The sequence below is a fragment of the Bradyrhizobium sp. AZCC 1578 genome, assembly GCF_036924675.1.
In the GTDB taxonomy this organism is placed as follows: domain Bacteria; phylum Pseudomonadota; class Alphaproteobacteria; order Rhizobiales; family Xanthobacteraceae; genus Bradyrhizobium.
On the sequence record NZ_JAZHRZ010000001.1, the window covers coordinates 4,549,586 to 4,566,530 of the forward strand.

General features: G+C 62.4%; 18 protein-coding genes and 1 riboswitch. Of the genes, 2 read left to right on the forward strand and 16 right to left on the reverse strand.

What is annotated here, in order from left to right; translation table 11 throughout:
- Positions 1-4: 4 nt before the first annotated feature.
- The 5 genes from V1290_RS21715 to V1290_RS21735 all read right to left on the reverse strand — a co-directional run bounded on the left by V1290_RS21715 (position 5) and on the right by V1290_RS21735 (position 3,540).
- Positions 5-1,732 carry an ATP-dependent Clp protease adaptor ClpS gene (locus V1290_RS21715; RefSeq protein ID WP_334366294.1) on the reverse strand — a complete coding sequence of 576 codons (1,728 nt, stop codon included), beginning with the start codon at positions 1,730-1,732 and terminating at the stop codon, positions 5-7.
- 74 nt (positions 1,733-1,806) lie between these two features.
- A complete protein-coding gene (locus V1290_RS21720) occupies positions 1,807-1,968 on the reverse strand; it encodes a hypothetical protein (protein ID WP_334366295.1) in 162 nt (53 codons plus the stop codon).
- Positions 1,969-2,105: 137 nt separating this feature from the next.
- Complete coding sequence (locus V1290_RS21725; RefSeq protein ID WP_334366296.1) at positions 2,106-2,390, reverse strand: GYD domain-containing protein; 285 nt, start codon at positions 2,388-2,390, stop codon at positions 2,106-2,108.
- A 144-nt stretch (positions 2,391-2,534) separates the two neighbouring features.
- Entirely contained in the window at positions 2,535-3,005 is a 471-nt protein-coding gene (locus V1290_RS21730; RefSeq protein WP_334366297.1) for a methyltransferase family protein, read from the reverse strand.
- A 103-nt stretch (positions 3,006-3,108) separates the two neighbouring features.
- The gene (locus V1290_RS21735) at positions 3,109-3,540 is read right to left on the reverse strand and encodes a nuclear transport factor 2 family protein (RefSeq protein ID WP_334366298.1); all 432 of its coding nucleotides are present in this window, start codon (positions 3,538-3,540) and stop codon (positions 3,109-3,111) included.
- A 125-nt stretch (positions 3,541-3,665) separates the two neighbouring features.
- On the opposite strand from V1290_RS21735, the gene V1290_RS21740 reads away from it, so the two are divergent.
- Positions 3,666-4,277 (forward strand): GyrI-like domain-containing protein, encoded by a 612-nt coding sequence (locus tag V1290_RS21740; RefSeq protein WP_334366299.1) that lies wholly within the window; start codon positions 3,666-3,668, stop codon positions 4,275-4,277.
- A gap of 56 nt (positions 4,278-4,333) precedes the next feature.
- Here the strand turns inward: V1290_RS21740 and V1290_RS21745 are convergent, their stop codons facing one another.
- From V1290_RS21745 to V1290_RS21765, 5 genes are all read right to left on the reverse strand, one after another.
- Positions 4,334-5,311 carry a Bug family tripartite tricarboxylate transporter substrate binding protein gene (locus tag V1290_RS21745; RefSeq protein WP_334366300.1) on the reverse strand — a complete coding sequence of 326 codons (978 nt, stop codon included), beginning with the start codon at positions 5,309-5,311 and terminating at the stop codon, positions 4,334-4,336.
- A 106-nt stretch (positions 5,312-5,417) separates the two neighbouring features.
- Positions 5,418-5,636 (reverse strand): alpha/beta fold hydrolase, encoded by a 219-nt coding sequence (locus V1290_RS21750; RefSeq protein WP_334366301.1) that lies wholly within the window; start codon positions 5,634-5,636, stop codon positions 5,418-5,420.
- 23 nt (positions 5,637-5,659) lie between these two features.
- Positions 5,660-6,199: an alpha/beta fold hydrolase gene (locus V1290_RS21755; RefSeq protein ID WP_334366302.1), complete on the reverse strand. Its 540-nt coding sequence runs from the start codon at positions 6,197-6,199 to the stop codon at positions 5,660-5,662.
- Positions 6,200-6,228: 29 nt separating this feature from the next.
- The gene (locus V1290_RS21760; protein WP_334366303.1) at positions 6,229-6,843 is read right to left on the reverse strand and encodes an NADPH-dependent FMN reductase; all 615 of its coding nucleotides are present in this window, start codon (positions 6,841-6,843) and stop codon (positions 6,229-6,231) included.
- 57 nt (positions 6,844-6,900) lie between these two features.
- Positions 6,901-7,941: an LLM class flavin-dependent oxidoreductase gene (locus tag V1290_RS21765; protein WP_334366304.1), complete on the reverse strand. Its 1,041-nt coding sequence runs from the start codon at positions 7,939-7,941 to the stop codon at positions 6,901-6,903.
- Between the two features lie 115 nt (positions 7,942-8,056).
- Here V1290_RS21765 and V1290_RS21770 point away from each other — a divergent pair, with 115 nt between their 5' ends.
- Entirely contained in the window at positions 8,057-8,995 is a 939-nt protein-coding gene (locus V1290_RS21770; protein ID WP_442895005.1) for a LysR family transcriptional regulator, read from the forward strand.
- A gap of 28 nt (positions 8,996-9,023) precedes the next feature.
- Here V1290_RS21770 and V1290_RS21775 read toward each other — a convergent pair whose 3' ends face one another.
- From V1290_RS21775 to V1290_RS21800, 6 genes are all read right to left on the reverse strand, one after another.
- Entirely contained in the window at positions 9,024-9,911 is an 888-nt protein-coding gene (locus tag V1290_RS21775; RefSeq protein ID WP_334366305.1) for a bifunctional 5,10-methylenetetrahydrofolate dehydrogenase/5,10-methenyltetrahydrofolate cyclohydrolase, read from the reverse strand.
- A gap of 14 nt (positions 9,912-9,925) precedes the next feature.
- Positions 9,926-10,005, reverse strand: a riboswitch (ZMP/ZTP riboswitch).
- A gap of 154 nt (positions 10,006-10,159) precedes the next feature.
- Entirely contained in the window at positions 10,160-12,091 is a 1,932-nt protein-coding gene (locus V1290_RS21780) for a serine hydrolase (RefSeq protein WP_334366306.1), read from the reverse strand.
- Between the two features lie 272 nt (positions 12,092-12,363).
- Positions 12,364-13,290, reverse strand: a complete 927-nt coding sequence (locus V1290_RS21785) for a hypothetical protein (protein WP_334366307.1) — start codon at positions 13,288-13,290, stop codon at positions 12,364-12,366.
- A 13-nt stretch (positions 13,291-13,303) separates the two neighbouring features.
- Positions 13,304-14,629, reverse strand: coding sequence for an HlyD family type I secretion periplasmic adaptor subunit (locus tag V1290_RS21790; protein ID WP_334366308.1), 1,326 nt, complete (start codon positions 14,627-14,629; stop codon positions 13,304-13,306).
- Entirely contained in the window at positions 14,626-16,359 is a 1,734-nt protein-coding gene (locus V1290_RS21795) for a type I secretion system permease/ATPase (RefSeq protein ID WP_334366309.1), read from the reverse strand. The genes V1290_RS21790 and V1290_RS21795 overlap by 4 nt, the downstream gene beginning before the upstream one ends.
- Before the next feature lie 128 nt (positions 16,360-16,487).
- Positions 16,488-16,778, reverse strand: coding sequence for a hypothetical protein (locus tag V1290_RS21800; protein ID WP_334366310.1), 291 nt, complete (start codon positions 16,776-16,778; stop codon positions 16,488-16,490).
- Positions 16,779-16,945: the final 167 nt, after the last annotated feature.

The window sequence follows — 16,945 nt, forward strand, 5'->3', positions numbered from 1 at the left end:
CCGATCAAGAGCCTGCCATTTCCTGCGCGCCGCCGAGCAGCGTGACGTTGAGTCTGCCGCCAGTGAACAACATGTCGTCCAGCGCTTCGCTGATGTCGCCGGATTCGACCGTCGAACCGCCGTCCCGAAAAATGCTCGCTTGCGCGATACGCCGCATCAATTCCTTGATGAACGCGGCGCTGACGCCCTTCGTGCGGTTCACGGTCTCATCAATGATGGTCTGATCCATCGGCAGGTCCTTGCCATAGAGCCGAACAAGCTTGCTGCGGCCGATGCCGTCGGGCAGCGGCACTTCGATCGCCTGGTCGATGCGTCCGGGCCGGCCGGCCAGCGCGCCTTCAAGCTGCTCCGGCCGGTTGGTGGTGAGGACGAACAGGATGTCGGAGTCCTCCTTCAGCCCGTCCATTTCGTTGAGCAGCTTGTTGAGCAGCGGCTCTTCACACGATCCCATCTCCTCGCGATCGCGGGCGATGAGGTCGACGTCCTCGATCACTACCATCGTCGGCTGCAACAGGCGCGCCAGCTTCATGTAGGCGCCGAGCAACCCCACCTGCTCGGCCGTGATGATCAACGTCGTATGTCCGGGCAAATTGGTCGCGAGGTAACGGATCGTGTGCGTCTTGCCGGTGCCCGGCGGACCATAAAGCAGGATGCCCTTGCGGGTCGACTGGCCCAGCTTGCGAAGCGCCGCGCGATTGCCGACAAAGCCCATGACGTTGCGATCGAGCAGCTTCAGCGTCTGTTCGGGCAAGATGACTTCCTCACGTCCGACTGCCGGCAGCCGGTGCACCATGACCCCGCTCGACCGTCCGCGATAATCGGATCCACCTTCGAGCGAAAGGATCTTGCCGCGATAGGAACGCGCGGCGTGCACCGCCTCTTCAAGCCCGGCGAACGAACGTTGCACGAGTGCGTCACCGGCGGCGCCGGCCGGCACGGCGATCTCGATGCGTATCGCAGCCTCATGCTGGTATTCGCGATGAAACGATAGCAGCACGGCGTAGCGGAGTTCGCCGGCCCTGCACAGCCACAGTCCGGTATGCAGGCATTTCACCGGCTGCGCTTCACCGATCTCGACGTCGTGGTACTGCGGCGGCGCAAGCGCCGGTGCGTTCCGGCCATCCTTCATCAGGGCCGCAAATACCAGCGTCTCATAGCGATACTCCTCGTGAATGCCGAAGAAGTGCAGCGCCGAGGCGAGCAACTGGTCGACCGCGACCTGGACGTCGGCGAGCATGTGGCCGGGAAACTGCCGCGCTCTCGTCACTAGCTGGTTTCGCGGGATTCCGGCAAAGTGCCAGTCAAGCGCGAGCCAGGCGTATTTGAACTCGTCTCCAGGCACGGCCTCCGATGCGCGCCTGACGGCAAGCAGGCAGCAGTTGCAGAGGCACGCCGTGCCGCCGGCGAGCAGGATTTCACTGCCAGTCGCCGGTGCTCCGCAAAGATCGCATGCGCCTTTCGTGGTCGCGGTTTCGCTGGTGATCAGCAAACCATGACCGGCGGCGCTGATGCTTTGCCGTGCCGAATCCAGCAGCGCCTTGGCGACCGAGCCCGGGTAGGGGCCGCAGGCCACCTTCTCTTTGTTCTCGATCAGCGCGGTGAATGCGATCGCTTCCCGTTCCGACTTGCCGAATACGTTGCGAAGGAGCTGCCGGACGAATTCGACGGGCGTATCGTCGTCATTATGAATGAAGAGCGTGATCGACCCGGCGTCGGTGCAAATGTCATGCATGAAAGGAAAGACCTCATACGCGTTGTTGCCCAAAGAACAAAAAGAGAACACAGGCGGCGAGCCCCGTCAAGCGGTCAGAGAACCGCCACTTCCAATGTGGGAATAGCATTGATCTTCTCGCCAAGCTCCTGCTCGGCCCGCTCCAGATCGTAGCGCTTCTGCAGATTGAGCCACAGGTCCGGACCAAGCCGCACCACCGCAGTAATCGCTGCGTAGCGGCTTGCGGCATCCTTCATCGACCGTGGCGCGCCCGGCCTTCGATCACTCCGGGGTAAGCGCGGCACCCGCGCCCGGGAACAATGCCGCACCCTGCTCGCCCAAGCGAAGTGGGCACGGGTCGGTCGCAGGAAAGCCGTGAGCCACGCCGCGACGCCTAGTTCGCCGCGTCCTTGATAGCGGCTTCGAAGGTCTTGGGGTCGAAGGCCGGCATGCTTTGGACCCGCCCCAGACCCTGGGTCGCGTACCAGACGGAGAACGCGAGCATCGCCGCCTCATTCGGGGCATCGACGATGTCGACGAAATCGTAGTAGCCCTGCGTGTAGTGGATCGACTCGACCTTGATGCCTAGCTTGTCGAGTTTTGTCTTGGCCTTGCCGATCCGCTCCGATTGCTTGCTTGCCCATTCCGGGCTCAGATTACCAAGCAGCACATATTTCATGGCCACCTCCACGAGAGGTTGATCATTTTGCGCGAAGGACCACACAATTATACGCCTTCCCACGACCCATGCCCATGCCGATTTGCGGAGCGGGAACGGCGAGGCACGGGTTCCCCCGGCGCTGGTCCCTGGCCGACAAGTGCCCTATAGCCAGCGCCGGACCCGCGCGCAGTAGCGGCGATAGACGTCCCCGAACTTGCGCTCGAGATAGGCTTCCTCGCGAGCGATCACACCGTAGCGGATGACTAGCGCGAAAGGCAGCAGCGTCATCAACAGCCAGAGGCTGTTGAAGGCAATGGCCAAGCCGATGAGCCCCAGCACCATGCCGAGATAGATGGGGTTGCGCGTGAAGCGGTAGGGGCCAGCCTCCACGATGGTCGTGGTCGGCAGGTTGGTGGGCACATTCGAGCCGGCCCGGGTCATGGTAGAGATCGCCCACGCGACCAGCGCCAGCGCGAGGGTAAACACTATCGCGCCCAGCCAGCCTGCAGGTAGCGCGGCCGGCAAGAACGGCAAGGGCATGAGCCAGTTGAGCGCGAGCCCGGCGAGCACCGCGAGCACCCACGCGATCGGCGGCCGGACAATGACGCCAGCGGTATCTGTTATGTCAGCCATAACGGGACCGGTGAAACCGCGCTTGATCTGGCTGAAGGCTATTTGCAAGCATAGCACAAAATCGCAGGCTGCACCGGGACGCGAACGGTGTGGGAAGCGGAATTCAGACGATGCCGTGTTCTTTCAGAACGGCTTGCTCGTCCCCTGACACCCATCCAAAGATCTTCGGCGTGTCTTCGAGTTGCTGCACCAGATAATGGACCTCAAAATCAATGGAAACATCCGATTCGCTGCCACGGTCGTAGATGGCGGTCCAAGCGACGTGCGCCAGGCAATGCTGCTCGTCGATCGGTGCGATGCGGACATTGCGAAGTCGCATATCCTTCGTACCGATCCGGCGATAATTTTCAAACCCCTGTTGCATCATCTGCTTCAGGTGTTCGTCATTCCGGCCGACACTGACGCCAGCCGGAGAGGCCGCAACGAACGCAGTGGCGTATGAAGACGCCACTTGGTCCATATCCACTTGATCCCTAAGCGCCGTTCGGAACAGGTTCTCATAGCGCTCAAACAAGTCCTTTACGTTCTTCTCCATAAGGTGCCGCCTCCTCACTATGGCTCTCCGGGCTCGAGGTATTCTGCGCGAGGTGGTCTAGTGTAGTCTAGTAAGGCTGATCTGGTTCGGCCGTCCAAACATGTTCAGAATGCTGTGAGGGGTAGATGGAGAAGCTGGATCTAAAGAAGGTGAGGAAGCCACTCTTCACCGCTCCCCTTAACCGCTTCGTGACGATCGATGTGCCGCCGGCTTCCTACCTCATGGTAGATGGTCATGGTGACCCGAACACAGCCCAAGCTTATAGGCTGGCCGTCGAAAGCCTCTACGCGACGGCCTTTACGATCAAATTCTCCTGCAAGGCAAACGGGAAAGACTTCGTCGTGATGCCATTGGAGGGACTTTGGTCAGCTCCCGACCCTGAGAGCTTCTCCGCACGGCGCAAGAACGAATGGGAATGGACCATGATGATCATGGTGCCGGACTATGTGGATGACGAGACCTTCCTGGCTGCCAGGATCAAGGCGCGAGAGAAGCTCGGCGCGCTTCCTGACAGTCTGAGGCTCGAAAGCCTGGAGGAAGGCCTCTGCCTCCAGGCATTGCACGTGGGCAGCTACGACGACGAAGGACCGCTGCTCGCGAGGTTGCACGGGGAGATCATGCCTTCCGGCGGCTACGATTTCGCCGGTCGGCATCATGAGGTCTATCTGAGCGACCCTCGCAAGACGGCGCCCGAAAGGCTCAAGACCGTGATCCGCCAACCCGTGCGGCAGAAGTGAAAGTGGAGCCTGATCAGCACGTCAAGCGCCACAGAGGCCGGCTACGACATTTGCAGCTAGTTGGCGGCGCGAATGCCCCGCTCACGTATGATCACGCCGAACCGCTCGGAGTCTTTGCGGGACTTTTCCTTGAACTCTTCCGGAGACATCGGTGCGGCAATATTTCCGAGGGTCGCGATACGCTCGTTCAACGCGGCGGTTGCAAGCGATCGATTAATTTCCTTGTTCAAACGCGCGACAACATCGGGTGATGTTCCGGCTGGCGCGTAGATGCCGAATACGGCATCCGCGTCAAAGCCCGTAAGGCCGAGCTCGCCGAGCGTGGGTACATTCGGAAGTTGGGGCGATCGTTGGGGGCTTCCGATCGCAAGAGCACGCAGCTTGCCGGCTTTCACGTGCTCGATGGCGATGCCGGGATCGAACAGGAAGTCGAGTTGCCCCCCGAGCAGGTCATTGAGCGCAGGTGCCGCGCCGCGGTAAGGCACGTGCACTGCGCTTGTGCCGGTCATGTTTTTCAACATTTCTGCCGCAAGATGGGGAGAACTGCCGATACCGGGCGATCCAAAATTCCGCTTTTCCGGATTGGCCTTCAGGTCAGCAATGAATTCCTTGAAATCCCGCACCGGATTGTCCGCCCGAATGACGAGATAGAAAGGCACGCGTGCAACAGAAGCGACGGGGATGATGTCCTTCGTGGGGTCGAATGGCATTTTGGCATACAGATGCGGATTGATCGCCACCATCCCGCCTGAAGACATCAGCAGGGTGTAGCCATCCGGCGCTGACCTCGCCACGAATTCTCCGCCCAGATTTCCGCCAGCGCCTCCCCTGTTTTCGATTACGACCGACTGACCGAAAGCTTCGCTGAGAGGTTGACCTACAAGGCGCGCGAGCTGATCTGCTGCTCCTCCCGCGGGAAAGTTGACAATGAGACGAATGGACTGGCTAGGCCAAGTCTGTACCTGCGAAGTCTGTGCCAGCGAAGTGGATATCAGGCCCGCGGTGAAGGCGATCGCGACCACAATGGCTCTCATGATTATCTCCCTGGCTTTTACTATTTGAAGGAATAGAGATGGATCGCTCGATCCATCCGCAGCATCCCGTTCCGCATATGAAAGCGAGCGGGCGGGTAAATCACTTTCAACCGGCGAGGAAATCGCCGATCGGCGCGACACAGGCGGGGTCTTCCTGCATGGCGAAGTGCCCAACGCCGGGCACGATATGAGTGCGGGCTTTTGAAATCGCGCCTGCCCAGAGTTCCGCCTGACTGGCAAGCGCGATCCTGTCCCTGTCGCCCCACACGATAAGCGTTTCGTTGGGTATCCGGCTTAGCCATCGACCGAGATTCGGGTGTCCCATGCCGTGGGCCTTCCGAATGTTGCTCAGCGCCTGGCCTTCCTTCTCCGTTGCCGCAATGAACTGCTCCGGCGCGGGGGTGCAAGCGAGCCTCCGGGAAAGTATCGGGCCGCAACTTCCGTTCGATGCGCCAGGTAGTGAGGCAAATCTTGCGGAGCGATTTTGGTGGGGTCGGCGCCGCGATGGTCAGGATGGTTGAGCCCGGCAGGGGCGTTCAGCACCAGACGAGCAAAGCGTTCGCCGGCGACCACCGCCATTTCTGCCGCCATCCAGCCGCCCATGGAATGACCCACGAGGTGCGGCCGATCCAGCCTCAATGCTGCGATGAGCCGCAAATTATGGACGATCAAATCCTGCATCCCGCAGATAAGCGGCGCAGGTCCGCTTTCGCCGAAGCCGGGGTGGAATGGCAGATAGACCCGAAACCTGTCGGCCAAACCACGTGCCCATTCTTGCCCCTCGATCGTTGCCGCTCCGTGGAGCGCCAGGACGGCCGGACCCCTTCCGATGACTTTTATGACCGTGTCCACGGCATCGATTTCGAGCTTTATCGTTTCGAATACCACGTCAAACTCCCTTTTGGCCGCGAGCCGGACTACGGTTGGACCATCGTTTCTGTCGAGAAGGAGTGCGCTGCCAATCTGCCGCGAGATTGCGTGCGCACGAAATCGATCACCTGCTGGCCCACCGTCTCGAGCTGACGTTTGGTTGCCGCATCGGTGCAATTTCCCTCGGCGTCGAACAGTGCGCTGGATGTGTTCAACATTGCACCAAACGGCGTTGGCCAGCCTCTAAGGGAATGAGCAACCGTCCGAAGCGCGGCTAATGTCTGCCCAACCGCCTGCCATCCGCCAGCACAAGCAATGCAGCCGACGGGAATTCCATCCAGGTAAGCGCGTGTATCCGTTCTAAGTTCTTCCGCGTAGTCTAGCGCGTTCTTTATCAGTCCAGATATCGATCCATGGTAGGCCGGCGACGAGATGATAATGCCGTGGCATTCACGAAGCGCGGCCAGGAGACGCGAAGCCTGATCGGACTGTTGCTGTCCGGGCATATACATCGGCAGAAGCAGTTCTGCACCGGAGAGAAGCAGGGTCCTTGCGCCTTCATCCTCGGCGGCCTTGAGGCTGATCACGAGCGCGCGTTCGGACGATGACCCGCGCCGCGGGGTTCCTCCTATCCCGAGAACAAGAGGCTTATCCTGAATCATGCTTCGCTCCAGTTGTTGTGCCGCAAGCCCGCAATGCTCGGCTCGCAATCGGGCTCATCAACCTATCTGCGCGCGTCGCAATTGGGGGATCACCTCCTCGCCGAAGAGAGCGAGTGTTTCACGGCGACGCGGCGTAAAGCTCCTTCCCAGCATCGCGAGGAAATGGCCCGCGCCGCATTTGCGGCATTGATCGATGATCTGTTCGGCGACCTGCGCCGGTGTGCCGGCGATGTAATCGTCGTCATGCAGTGAAAAGCCGGCTCCAGCCCGCGGCGCATCGAGCAATGAGGATGTGCCTTGGACAACGCGCGGATCGCCAGCCACAACTTTCAGAGTCGCTGCCTTCGCGGCACGAGATTCCTCGCGCGCCTCAGCCGCATTGTATGAAATGGAGACATTGCGCCGGATTGCGAGTTGATCGGGCCCTGCCGGAAATCCCAGTTTGGCAGACTCCGCGCGATACACGTCAAAAATTTCTGATATGCGGATGACGGATTCGAAGCCGGTGCAGATCTTGGATCGCCTTTGAGCGGATTTCTGCGCGGATCCGGTACTTACAACAGTTGTCCATTTTGGCGGAGACGGCTGCAGGAAGACGTTCGGCATCAGGCTGAGGTTTTCGAATTTCCAATACTTTCCGCTGTGGCTGATGACGTGGTTCACGAGGGCGGCATCGAGTATCTCCAAAGCCTCGTTGAACCGCTCGCGGGCCTCCTCGATCCCTAAGCCTATCCGCGCGAGCTCCTGCGGCACGCCGGCTGCAAAGCCGATCTCGAGGCGTCCCTTTGTCAGGTGATCGAGCATCGTCAGTTCTTCGACGATGCGCCATGGCTCATAGAGCGGCACGACCATTCCCATCGTTCCCAGCCGCAGCCGGGTCGTGTGACGAGAAATAGCTGCAATCAAGAGGTTGGGAGAGGGGCTATATGAGTGACCGAAGTGATGTTCGCTAAAGAATATTCCTTCGAACCCCAGCTTCTCGGCTTCGAGCCAATGCGCGTAGCCTTCGTCGAACACGGCAGTCACGGTACTGGGCAGGGTCTCCCCGTCGCTCAGGTTCGGGGCCTGCATGAATTCAAAGATCCATGGCTTGATCAAAGCGTTTCTCCCAATGCACGACTTATTTCTTGATTGCGTCTTGAGTACACGGGACTTTTAAATTTGAAAAATCGATTATATTGATCTGTGATATTTGAATGATGGATGTAAGCCGATGCGGTTCGGAGGCCTGGACCTCAATCTCCTGATCGCGCTTGATGCGATCCTTGAAGAACGCAGCGTCATGGGAGCCAGTCGACGCCTTCATCTCAGCCAGCCGGCGATGAGCGCCGCTGTTGGCAGATTGCGTCAGTATTTCAACGACGAGATTTTCACGATTTCACAGCGAAAGCTGGTGCCGACGCCGCTGGCGCAATCGCTGGAAAGACCAACCCGGGACATCCTGCTGCGAATCCGGGCCAATCTGATCTCGCCGCCAAAATTCGACCCGGCGAGTTCCGAGCGGCGTTTCCGGCTGGTCGTTTCCGATTATGCGAGCATCGTATTGATGCACGCCGTCATGAAGCGCGTCTATCGCGCCGCGCCGCGGGTTTGCCTTGAAATTCTTCCCTTCGGTGATCGCGTCGATGACCAGCTTCAGCGAGGGGAGGTCGATTTCGTCGTGATCCCCGATACAAATCTCATTGATGGCCATCCCAGCCAGCATTTGTTTGCAGACGAATTCTGCTGCGTCGCCTGGCGCGGAAGCCGCCAGATCGGGCGCTCGATCTCGCTTGGCCGCTATCTTCAGCTTGGACACATAACGGCTCAGCTCGGGCCCATTCACGGAGTATCCTTCGATGAACGCGCCCTCGTGCAGTTAGGTTATAAGCGCCGCATCGAGGTCATTGCCCCGAACTTCACCGCGATGGCTGCCATGGTGATCGGAACGGACCGCATCGCGACAATGCATCATCGCCTCGCTGTAATTTTCGCGCGAAACTTTCCGCTGAAGCTGCTGCGTGCGCCGGTCCGCATCCCCGCATTTCGAGAAGCCCTACAATGGCCGGCGTCTTTTCACCTGGATCCCGCCCTTGTTTGGCTGCGCGAGATCATTACCGACGTTGCTGCCGAGGTTGACCGGACCCCGGCCAAGCAAATGAAGGTTGGGTAGGCGCGACAGCGTGCAGGGAAAGGCGAAGTTAGTGTGCCGCGGTAGACGCCAGCCGCATCCGTGCCGATAGCCGGCCTCTCGCTGCCTTCACCGTATTCTCCATCAGGCATGCGATGGTCATCGGACCGACCCCTCTTGGCACGGGCGTAATGGCGCCGGCAACCTGTACCGCCTCCTCGAAAATGACGTCGCCCTGAACGGCATATCCGCCGTCCTGCTTCGCGACACGCGTGGTGCCGACGTCGATGACGATGGCTTGCGGCTTGATCCAGTCGCGGCGCACAAGTCCGGGCTTGCCGACTGCGCTGACCAGGATGTCCGCCTCGCGGCAGATGCACGCGATGCCGCGTGTATGGACATGCGTTTGGGTCACCGTCGCGCGCTCTTCCAGAAGCAGCGCTGCCATCGGCTTGCCCACGATATTCGAGCTGCCGATGACGACGGCGTGATAGCCGGTAAGATCCGGCGCGATCGATTTGATGAGTTTCAGGCAACCCGACGGCGTGCATGGCACGAGGGCGTCGGCGCCATGCAGCAGGCGGCCGGCATTCAGCGCATGCAGGCCGTCGACATCCTTGGCCGGATCGATCGCGCCCATGATGCGCAACGTGTCGATGTGCGCCGGCAATGGGAGTTGGACGAGAATACCGTCGATATCGTCCCGCTCGTTCAGCGTCGCAATGACGGAAAGCAGCTCGGCTTCGTTGACGCCATGCGGCAGGATTTTCGTCTCGCCGCGCAAGCCCAACTGCTTCGCTATCTTGATCTTGCTTCGGACGTAGATGTGGCTGGCCGGGTCATCGCCGACCAGCACCACCGCCAAGCCCGGTGCTTGGGATAGCTGCCCCAATTCACCCGCAACACTGTCGAGAAGAATTTGCGCCTGTTTGCGCCCGTCGATGATTTCCGCAGTCATGGCACCTCCGTAAAGAGCGGTGCCCAGGCGCGCGGCATCTAGCTTCCGCGCTCCCCGATGGTTGTCCATCTGAGCGCCAGTCGCGCGGAAGCAGGCTTCATAGTTGATTGGATGGCCGAGGGCAATGGCCGTCGTAGCACCACATCACAGGGAACGCCGACGCGACCGGATTGAGCGTCGTCGAGGGGATGCCGGGGGGCGCACATGGACGATGCGTGGGACCTCGCGTCTGCGCTTTGGTCTCCCGGTCAGTTGATCCGCTGACCAATGATCTGCCAGGGCCCCGGATCCAGCACCAGGCGCATCGTCTGATCGGTACCGTCGCGGCGGAATGCAAGGCGCGTGTGGTCGCCGCCATCGACAAAGAACTCGCTGCTCGACATGGGGACAACCGTGATCGGTGCGCCTTTCTCAAAGTCAAGAACCGACAGGGCACGACTGGCCTCGAGCTCGAGCTTGCCATCCTTGACGGCGACTTCAAGGTCAGCTCCTGCCGCTCGGATCGGGGCGCGCACGACCGTCAACTCGATCGGCTCGTGCTGCTCGTTGCGCACGATCTTCAGGTGGATCGAGGTGTTGACGGGCCCGCGCATCTTGTCGAGCACTTGGTTGAGGGACTTGCCTTGCGTCGCCTCGCCATCCAGATGCGTGATGATGTCATTGGCCATGACGCCAGCTCTGGCGGCAGGCGCGTCCGGCATCGGAGACGCCACCTTGACGCGACCACCCTGCATCGCGATTTCGAGGCCGAGACCGCCGAATTCGCGGCGCTCTTGCTTGTCGCGCGAACTCGACGATGCGAACCTGTAGGTTCCGACGTAAGCCGCAAGTCTGTTCGCGTCGACTCTCAACGGAGCCCGTGCGGCATCGGGGGCGCCCTGGTCGGGAACGCGGAAGGCCCCATAGGTGAGATTGCGAAACGCATAGTTGAAAGGACCGCCCTTGCCTGGCGCAACCTGGATCAAGTGGACGGCGGTCAGTTGCTCCGCTGGATCAACCCAGAAATAGGTGCCCGAAGCGCCCATCCAGGTGAAGCTGCCGACCGATCCCGGCACCACGCTCCACGCGGCATCGCTGCGGACCGCAAGGCCGAGTCCCCAGGTCGAGCCAGCCTGGGGCCCGACAAGGCCGCTGGCAATGCCGGCGAAGCGGATATCAGGCGGCAGCGAGTTCGTGGTCATCAGCCGCACGGTTGCCGATGAAAGGATGCGGACGCCGTCGAGTTCGCCTCCATTGAGCAGCATCTGGCAGAACCGCAGATAATCGGCGGCAGTCGACACCAGTCCACCGCCGCCCGAAAACAGTTTCGTCGGCTTGGTGACGTCCGCCATCACGCTGTCCGGCGGACCGCCCCAGCCGCTGGCGGGCGGATCAACCAGGCGGGACAGCTTGGCTTCGGGCACGTAAAAGCCGGTGTCGATCATGTCTAACGGCTTGAACAGACGTGCCTCCAGGAATTGGTCGAACGGTTGACCGGAGGCAATCTCGATGACACGCGCGAGCACATCGACGGAGTGACCGTATTCCCAGACCTCGCCCGGTTGATGAGCAAGTGGAAGCTTGGCCAGCCCGGAGACGAAGTCGGCAAGAGATTTGTCCCGACGCCAAACGCCGGCATTGCCGTAGAGGCTTTTATATAGCTGGTCCACCTTCGTGCCACCGACGCCGTAGACCAGTCCGCCGGTATGGCGCAGCAGATCCAGCACCGTCATCGGGTGCTTCTGCGGCTCGCGGGCGAGCTCTGTCTTGCCGGTCACCGGGTCTTTCTTCTCGACGGCGACCACCATGTCCTTGAGTTCGGGAATATATTGGTGAACCGGGGCGGCAAGGTCGAGCCTTCCCTCCTCAACCAACATCATGGCCGCCACGCTGGTGACCGGCTTGGACATCGAAGCGATCCAGAAGATTGCATTGGGCTGGAGTGGGATTGTCTTGGCTTTGTCACGAAAGCCGACGGCGCGGAGATACGCGACTCTGCCATTCCGCGCGATCGCCGCGACGCCGCCCGAGAAGGCGCCGGCATCGACCTGCGACTGCTGCCAGGCTGCGATCCGCGCCAGCCGCGATGACGAGAAGCCGAGTGCTTCCGGATCGCTCACCGGCCCAGCGTCGTGTGCACGGGCGGCGGTGGTGAGGCAAAGCATCAACAGTGCGGCGAGAGGGCGGTGCAGGCGCTTCATCGGAGAGCTCCTTTGCGGCAGTGTGCAGCCGGCCGCCACTTCCGGCGTGTCGTTGTATCTACGTATCTACCCAGACTACGACGGCCGGGCGCGCGCTCACGCAAAACGCATCGTTCCGGGATTGGTCGAGAGGGCCGCTGTGAAGGGTAACTGGACCATTCTGCAGAATCACCACGACGTCGGCAAGTGAGTTCGCAGCGTGGGCTCGCAGGCTATCTCGCAGCCGCGGCACCTTGCGAGCTGAGATCGCCGCTTATGGCGCCGTCGCTGTCTCAGAAATGATGGATCCCCAGCGCCGAGAATGCGCCGTCATGCGGCTCATGGCCGTCCATCGTCGGCTGGCCGAGAAAGCCGAGCTGCAGCGGGATCGGATGTAGCAGCGAGGTCGGTATCGCGCCCGCAGTGTCGAGCAGCGGTATGTCGTGCTGCGCGGCGCCGGAGAAATCCGTTGTGCTGGATGTCGGGCCGGAAAGGTTCGTCGTCGGCGGCTCGATCAGGCCGGTGGCCGGCGCGTCCTGGATCAGGCCGGTGAGCGTGCCGGTCAAGCCGTCGAGGAGATGGCTCGCGGTGCCAGTCACGGTCGTCGTCAGTTGGCCGACGGTGGCACTCACGCTTGCGATCGTACTCGATACCGTTGCAAGCGCGGTGTCGACGATGCCGGTGAGGCTGTCTGCAAGGTTGTGAGCGGACGCGCCAAGATCGAGTGACGGTGATGCGATGCTGCTGCCGGACGGCGCGCTGCCTGCGCCTGCCGATGGCGCGTGATCCAGAGCTGCGCTGAAGCTCGATAGCACGGGCGTCGATGTAAAAGCCTGCGCGGCGAGCACGTCGCCTGATGGAGCTTCGGCGAGCATCGCGGTCGTATCTTGCGGCGTGTTCGTTGCCGTGGCGTCGGCGTGGACCGCAGGCGAAAGGTCGGCCGCAGGAGATTCGATCATGCCGGCATGCTGGTCGTCATGGCCGGGTGCGGGATCGGCCGGCTGCCGCGCGGCCGCGACAATATCTGCCGGAGGCGGGTGCAGGGCAGCCGGCTGCGCCGCGCGGGCTTCCCCCTCGTGCTCCAGGCGGTGCAGCGCGGTGTCGGCATCGTTGAGCAGGCCGAGCAGCATGGTGGCGAAAGCAACCGATTCGGTTACCGCGAGATGACGGCTGCGCTCGGCTTCGTCGGAGCGGCGGGCGTTCTTGACGGCATCGGCCATGGCCATCTCCTCCTCAGCGCTCGCGGAACGCGCGGGTGATCTCGTCGCGCAGCGGACCGAGCAGATATTCGAACAGGGTGCGCGGACGCGTCGGCACGATCACCTCGGCCGGCATGCCGGCCTGCAGATCGATGCGCGACTTCTTGACGTCGTCGGGATCGAGCGCGACCTCGACGGCGTAATAGCCTTGCCCGGATTTGTCGTCGGTCAGGCGGTCGGCGGAAACCGTGTGCACGGTGCCGTAGAGCCGGGGACGCTCGATATAGTTGACGCCGGTGAGCTGCACTTCGGCACGGTGGCCGACGGCGACGTCGTTGATATCGGAGAGCTTCAGCTTTGCGGCGGCGATCAGCGGATTGTCGGTGGGCACGATGTCCATCAGCCGCGCGCCGGGCTGGATCACGCCGCCCTCGGTAAAGACGTCGAGGCCGACCACCGAGCCGGTCGCCGGCGCCGTGATCCGCGTGCGGACCAACACGTCCGTGGCGGCGTCGATCTTGGGCGTCAGTTCCGCGAGCTTGTTTTCGCATCCGCGCAACTGGTCAGTGATCTCGCTCATCCGTGCGCGTTCCACCCTGGCGATCTCGAGGTCGTTCTGCGCGATCTGCTGCTGCATGCCGGCGATGCTGGCCTGCTGCGCGCCGATATCGGCCTTCAGCCGGGCGTCCTCGCGCTGCAAAGCAAGGATGCGGGTCTTTGGCGTATAGCCCTGCGCGAACAGATGCTGCGCGCCGTTCATCTCGTCGGTCAGCAGTTCCCGCTGTTTCTCGGTGCCGGCAAGCTGCGCCTGCGTGCCCGCGATCTGCGCTTCGAGCTCCTTGGTCTTGCCGCGCAGCACCGCTGTCTCGGCGGCGAACTGGTGCTTTCGCGCCGCCATCATCGCGGTCTCGTTGGCCATGGCCTGGCGCGCCGCGGATAGTTCGCTGCGCGCGCGGAGATGTTCGTCGAACTCCGGCGCATCTTTTCGGTCGCGCTCGGCGACCAGCCGTGCGCGCGCGGCGAGCGCAGCGTCACGATCGGCCATGAGCACGTCGAGCTTGGCGCGCGGGTCGCTGTCGTCGAGCCGGATCAGGAGCTGACCTTTTTCGACGCGCGCGCCGTCGCGCACGGTGAGCTGGCGCACGACGCCGCCATAGGGGTGCTGCACGCTCTGCCGCCGCCCCTCGACCTGGAGGTTGCCGCTTGCGATCGCTGCGCCGGAGATCGGCGCGAGCGTTCCCCACATCGTCATCGCGGCAAGGAACGCCGCCACCACGCCGGCACCCAGCAGCGCCGGCCGCGAGGGACGTGCGTAGCGCGCACGGTCGCGCATCGGGGTAAAGCCGTCGATCGCCGTCATGACGCGCGCCCCGCGGCGGCCTGCTGGAGCGCGTGGTAGACCTCGCCCGGCGGACCCAGCATGTCGAGCATGCCGCCGCGCAACACCATCATGACGTCGACGATGTCGAGGATGGTGGTGCGGTGAGTGATCACGATGATGGTGGCACCCTCGCTCTTGGCCTGCAGCAGCGCCACCTTCAGCGCCTCTTCGCCGGGAGCGTCGAGATTGGCGTTGGGTTCGTCGAGCACGAGCAGCGGCGGGCGGCCGAGCAGTGCCCGCGCCAGCGCCAGACGTTGGCGCTGGCCGCCGGACAGGCCGACGCCGCCGGGACCCAGTCGGGTGTCGTACTGCTTCGGCAGGTCGAGCACCATCTCGTGAATGCCGGCGCGCTTGGCGGCGTCGATGATCTCGTCCGTCGAAGCATCGCCGAAACGGGCAATGTTCTCGCGCACGGTGCCGGCGAACAGGCCGACGTCCTGCGGCAAATAGCCGACATGGCGGCCGAATTCGAGCGGGTCCCAATGGCTGTAGTCGAGCCCGCCGAACCGCAACCGTCCATCGGCAGGTAGGATGGCGCCCACCAGAAGGCGGGCCAGCGTGCTCTTGCCGGAGCCGCTCGGGCCGACGATGCCGAGCGCCTGGCCGCCGCCAAGCTCGAAGGTCAGGTCCCTGATGACGGGCTCCTTGCGCGTCGGCAGCAGGCAGCGCAGTTCGCGGACCTCGATGGTGTTGCGCGCCCGCGGCACGATGGTGTGCGGCGGCGTCAGGTCGATCTCGCCGAGCAGCTCGCGCACTTCCGCATAGGCCTCGCGGGCGCCGATGAACTGCTTCCAGGTGCCGACCGCCTGTTCCACCGGGACCAGCGCCCGGCCCATCACGATGCTGGCGGCGAAGATTGTCGCCGGCGTGATGGCGTGGTCGATGGCGAGCCAGGCGCCGGTGCCGAGCATCAGCGATTGCAACAGCAGGCGGAAGAAGCGGATGGAAGAGGTCATCACCGCGTTCTTGTCGCTGGCAAGCGCCTGCTGCACCAGCATCGACGAGCGTTGGCTCTGCCAGTTGCGCTCCACTGCCGGCTGCATGCCCATCGCGCGGATCACGTCGGCGTGGCGCAGGATGTTTTCGGTGAACACATAGGACTGGTTGCCTGCGGCTTCGGCTTCCTTCATCGGCTCGCGGGTCATCACCTCGTTGAGACCGGCGAGGCCAAGCAGGAGAACCGCGCCAATGGTCGCGACGATGCCCAGCAGCGGATGGATGAAGAACAGCAGCATCAGATAGATCGGAATCCACGGCAGGTCGAACGCGAAATAGATGCCGGGGCCGGTCACGAAGGTGCGGAACTGATCGAGATTGCGCAATTGCTGCGCGCCGCGCGATGCGCCGCGCTGCGCCGAGCGCACCACCAGCGCCTCGAACACGCGTGCCGATAATTCCATGTCGAGGCGGATGCCGCAGCGGATCAGGATGTACGAGCGCACCGCATCCAGCGCCGCCATGGTGAGCAGAGCGATCGCCAGGATCAGGGTGAGGAGGACGAGCGTGGAGACGTTCTCGTTGAGCAGAACGCGGTTATAGACCTGCATCAAATAGAGCGGCGAACTCAGATAGAGCAGGTTGATGGCGCTGGAGAACAGCCCGGCCCAGAGGAATTGCGGCCATAGCGCGACCAGCGCCTGGCGAACGTCATCGATCCGTCGCGCCGGGGCGACGGAGTCGTCAAGGGCGGTCAGCATGCCCGTAGGCATTCGGCAATCACCTTAAGCGAGTTGACACGATGCTGCGCGATCCACTCGTGCAGTGAGGCAATCGAGACGTGGCGTGGGGATGCGCTCCCCACGCCACGCGGTTTTGAAATGTCCGAACTCAACTGGAGTTAGGCGAGGCCGTGGAGCAGGCCACCGACATCGAGATGGCCGACATCGGCGCTGGCGCCGATCAAGGTCGGTGCGGAAACCGAGGCGTCGACACCGTTGAGCCCTGCCGAGAGGTCGATGCTCGGGTTCGTCTCAACTACTGCGCCGAGATCGAGCACGTTCGACAGGTCCGCCGTGCCGCTGGCGCTGGCAGAAGCGCTACCGCTGGCGCTTGCGCCGCCAAGTACACCGGTGGCGGTTCCAAGCAGGCCATCGACGGTACCAAGCAGGTTTCCGAGTAGTGCAGCCATATAGTCAACTCCTATGAAGGTTGGCTGGAATGCGACGAACGTCGCGGGGCAAGAAGCCACGGGCGTCAGAAAGGTTGCGGACTCACATGCGGCGTTTTGGTGATGATTTGTTGGGAAGGGAACTTTCCGCTGTTGCCGGTCGGCGGTGGTCCGACCATGATGCGAAG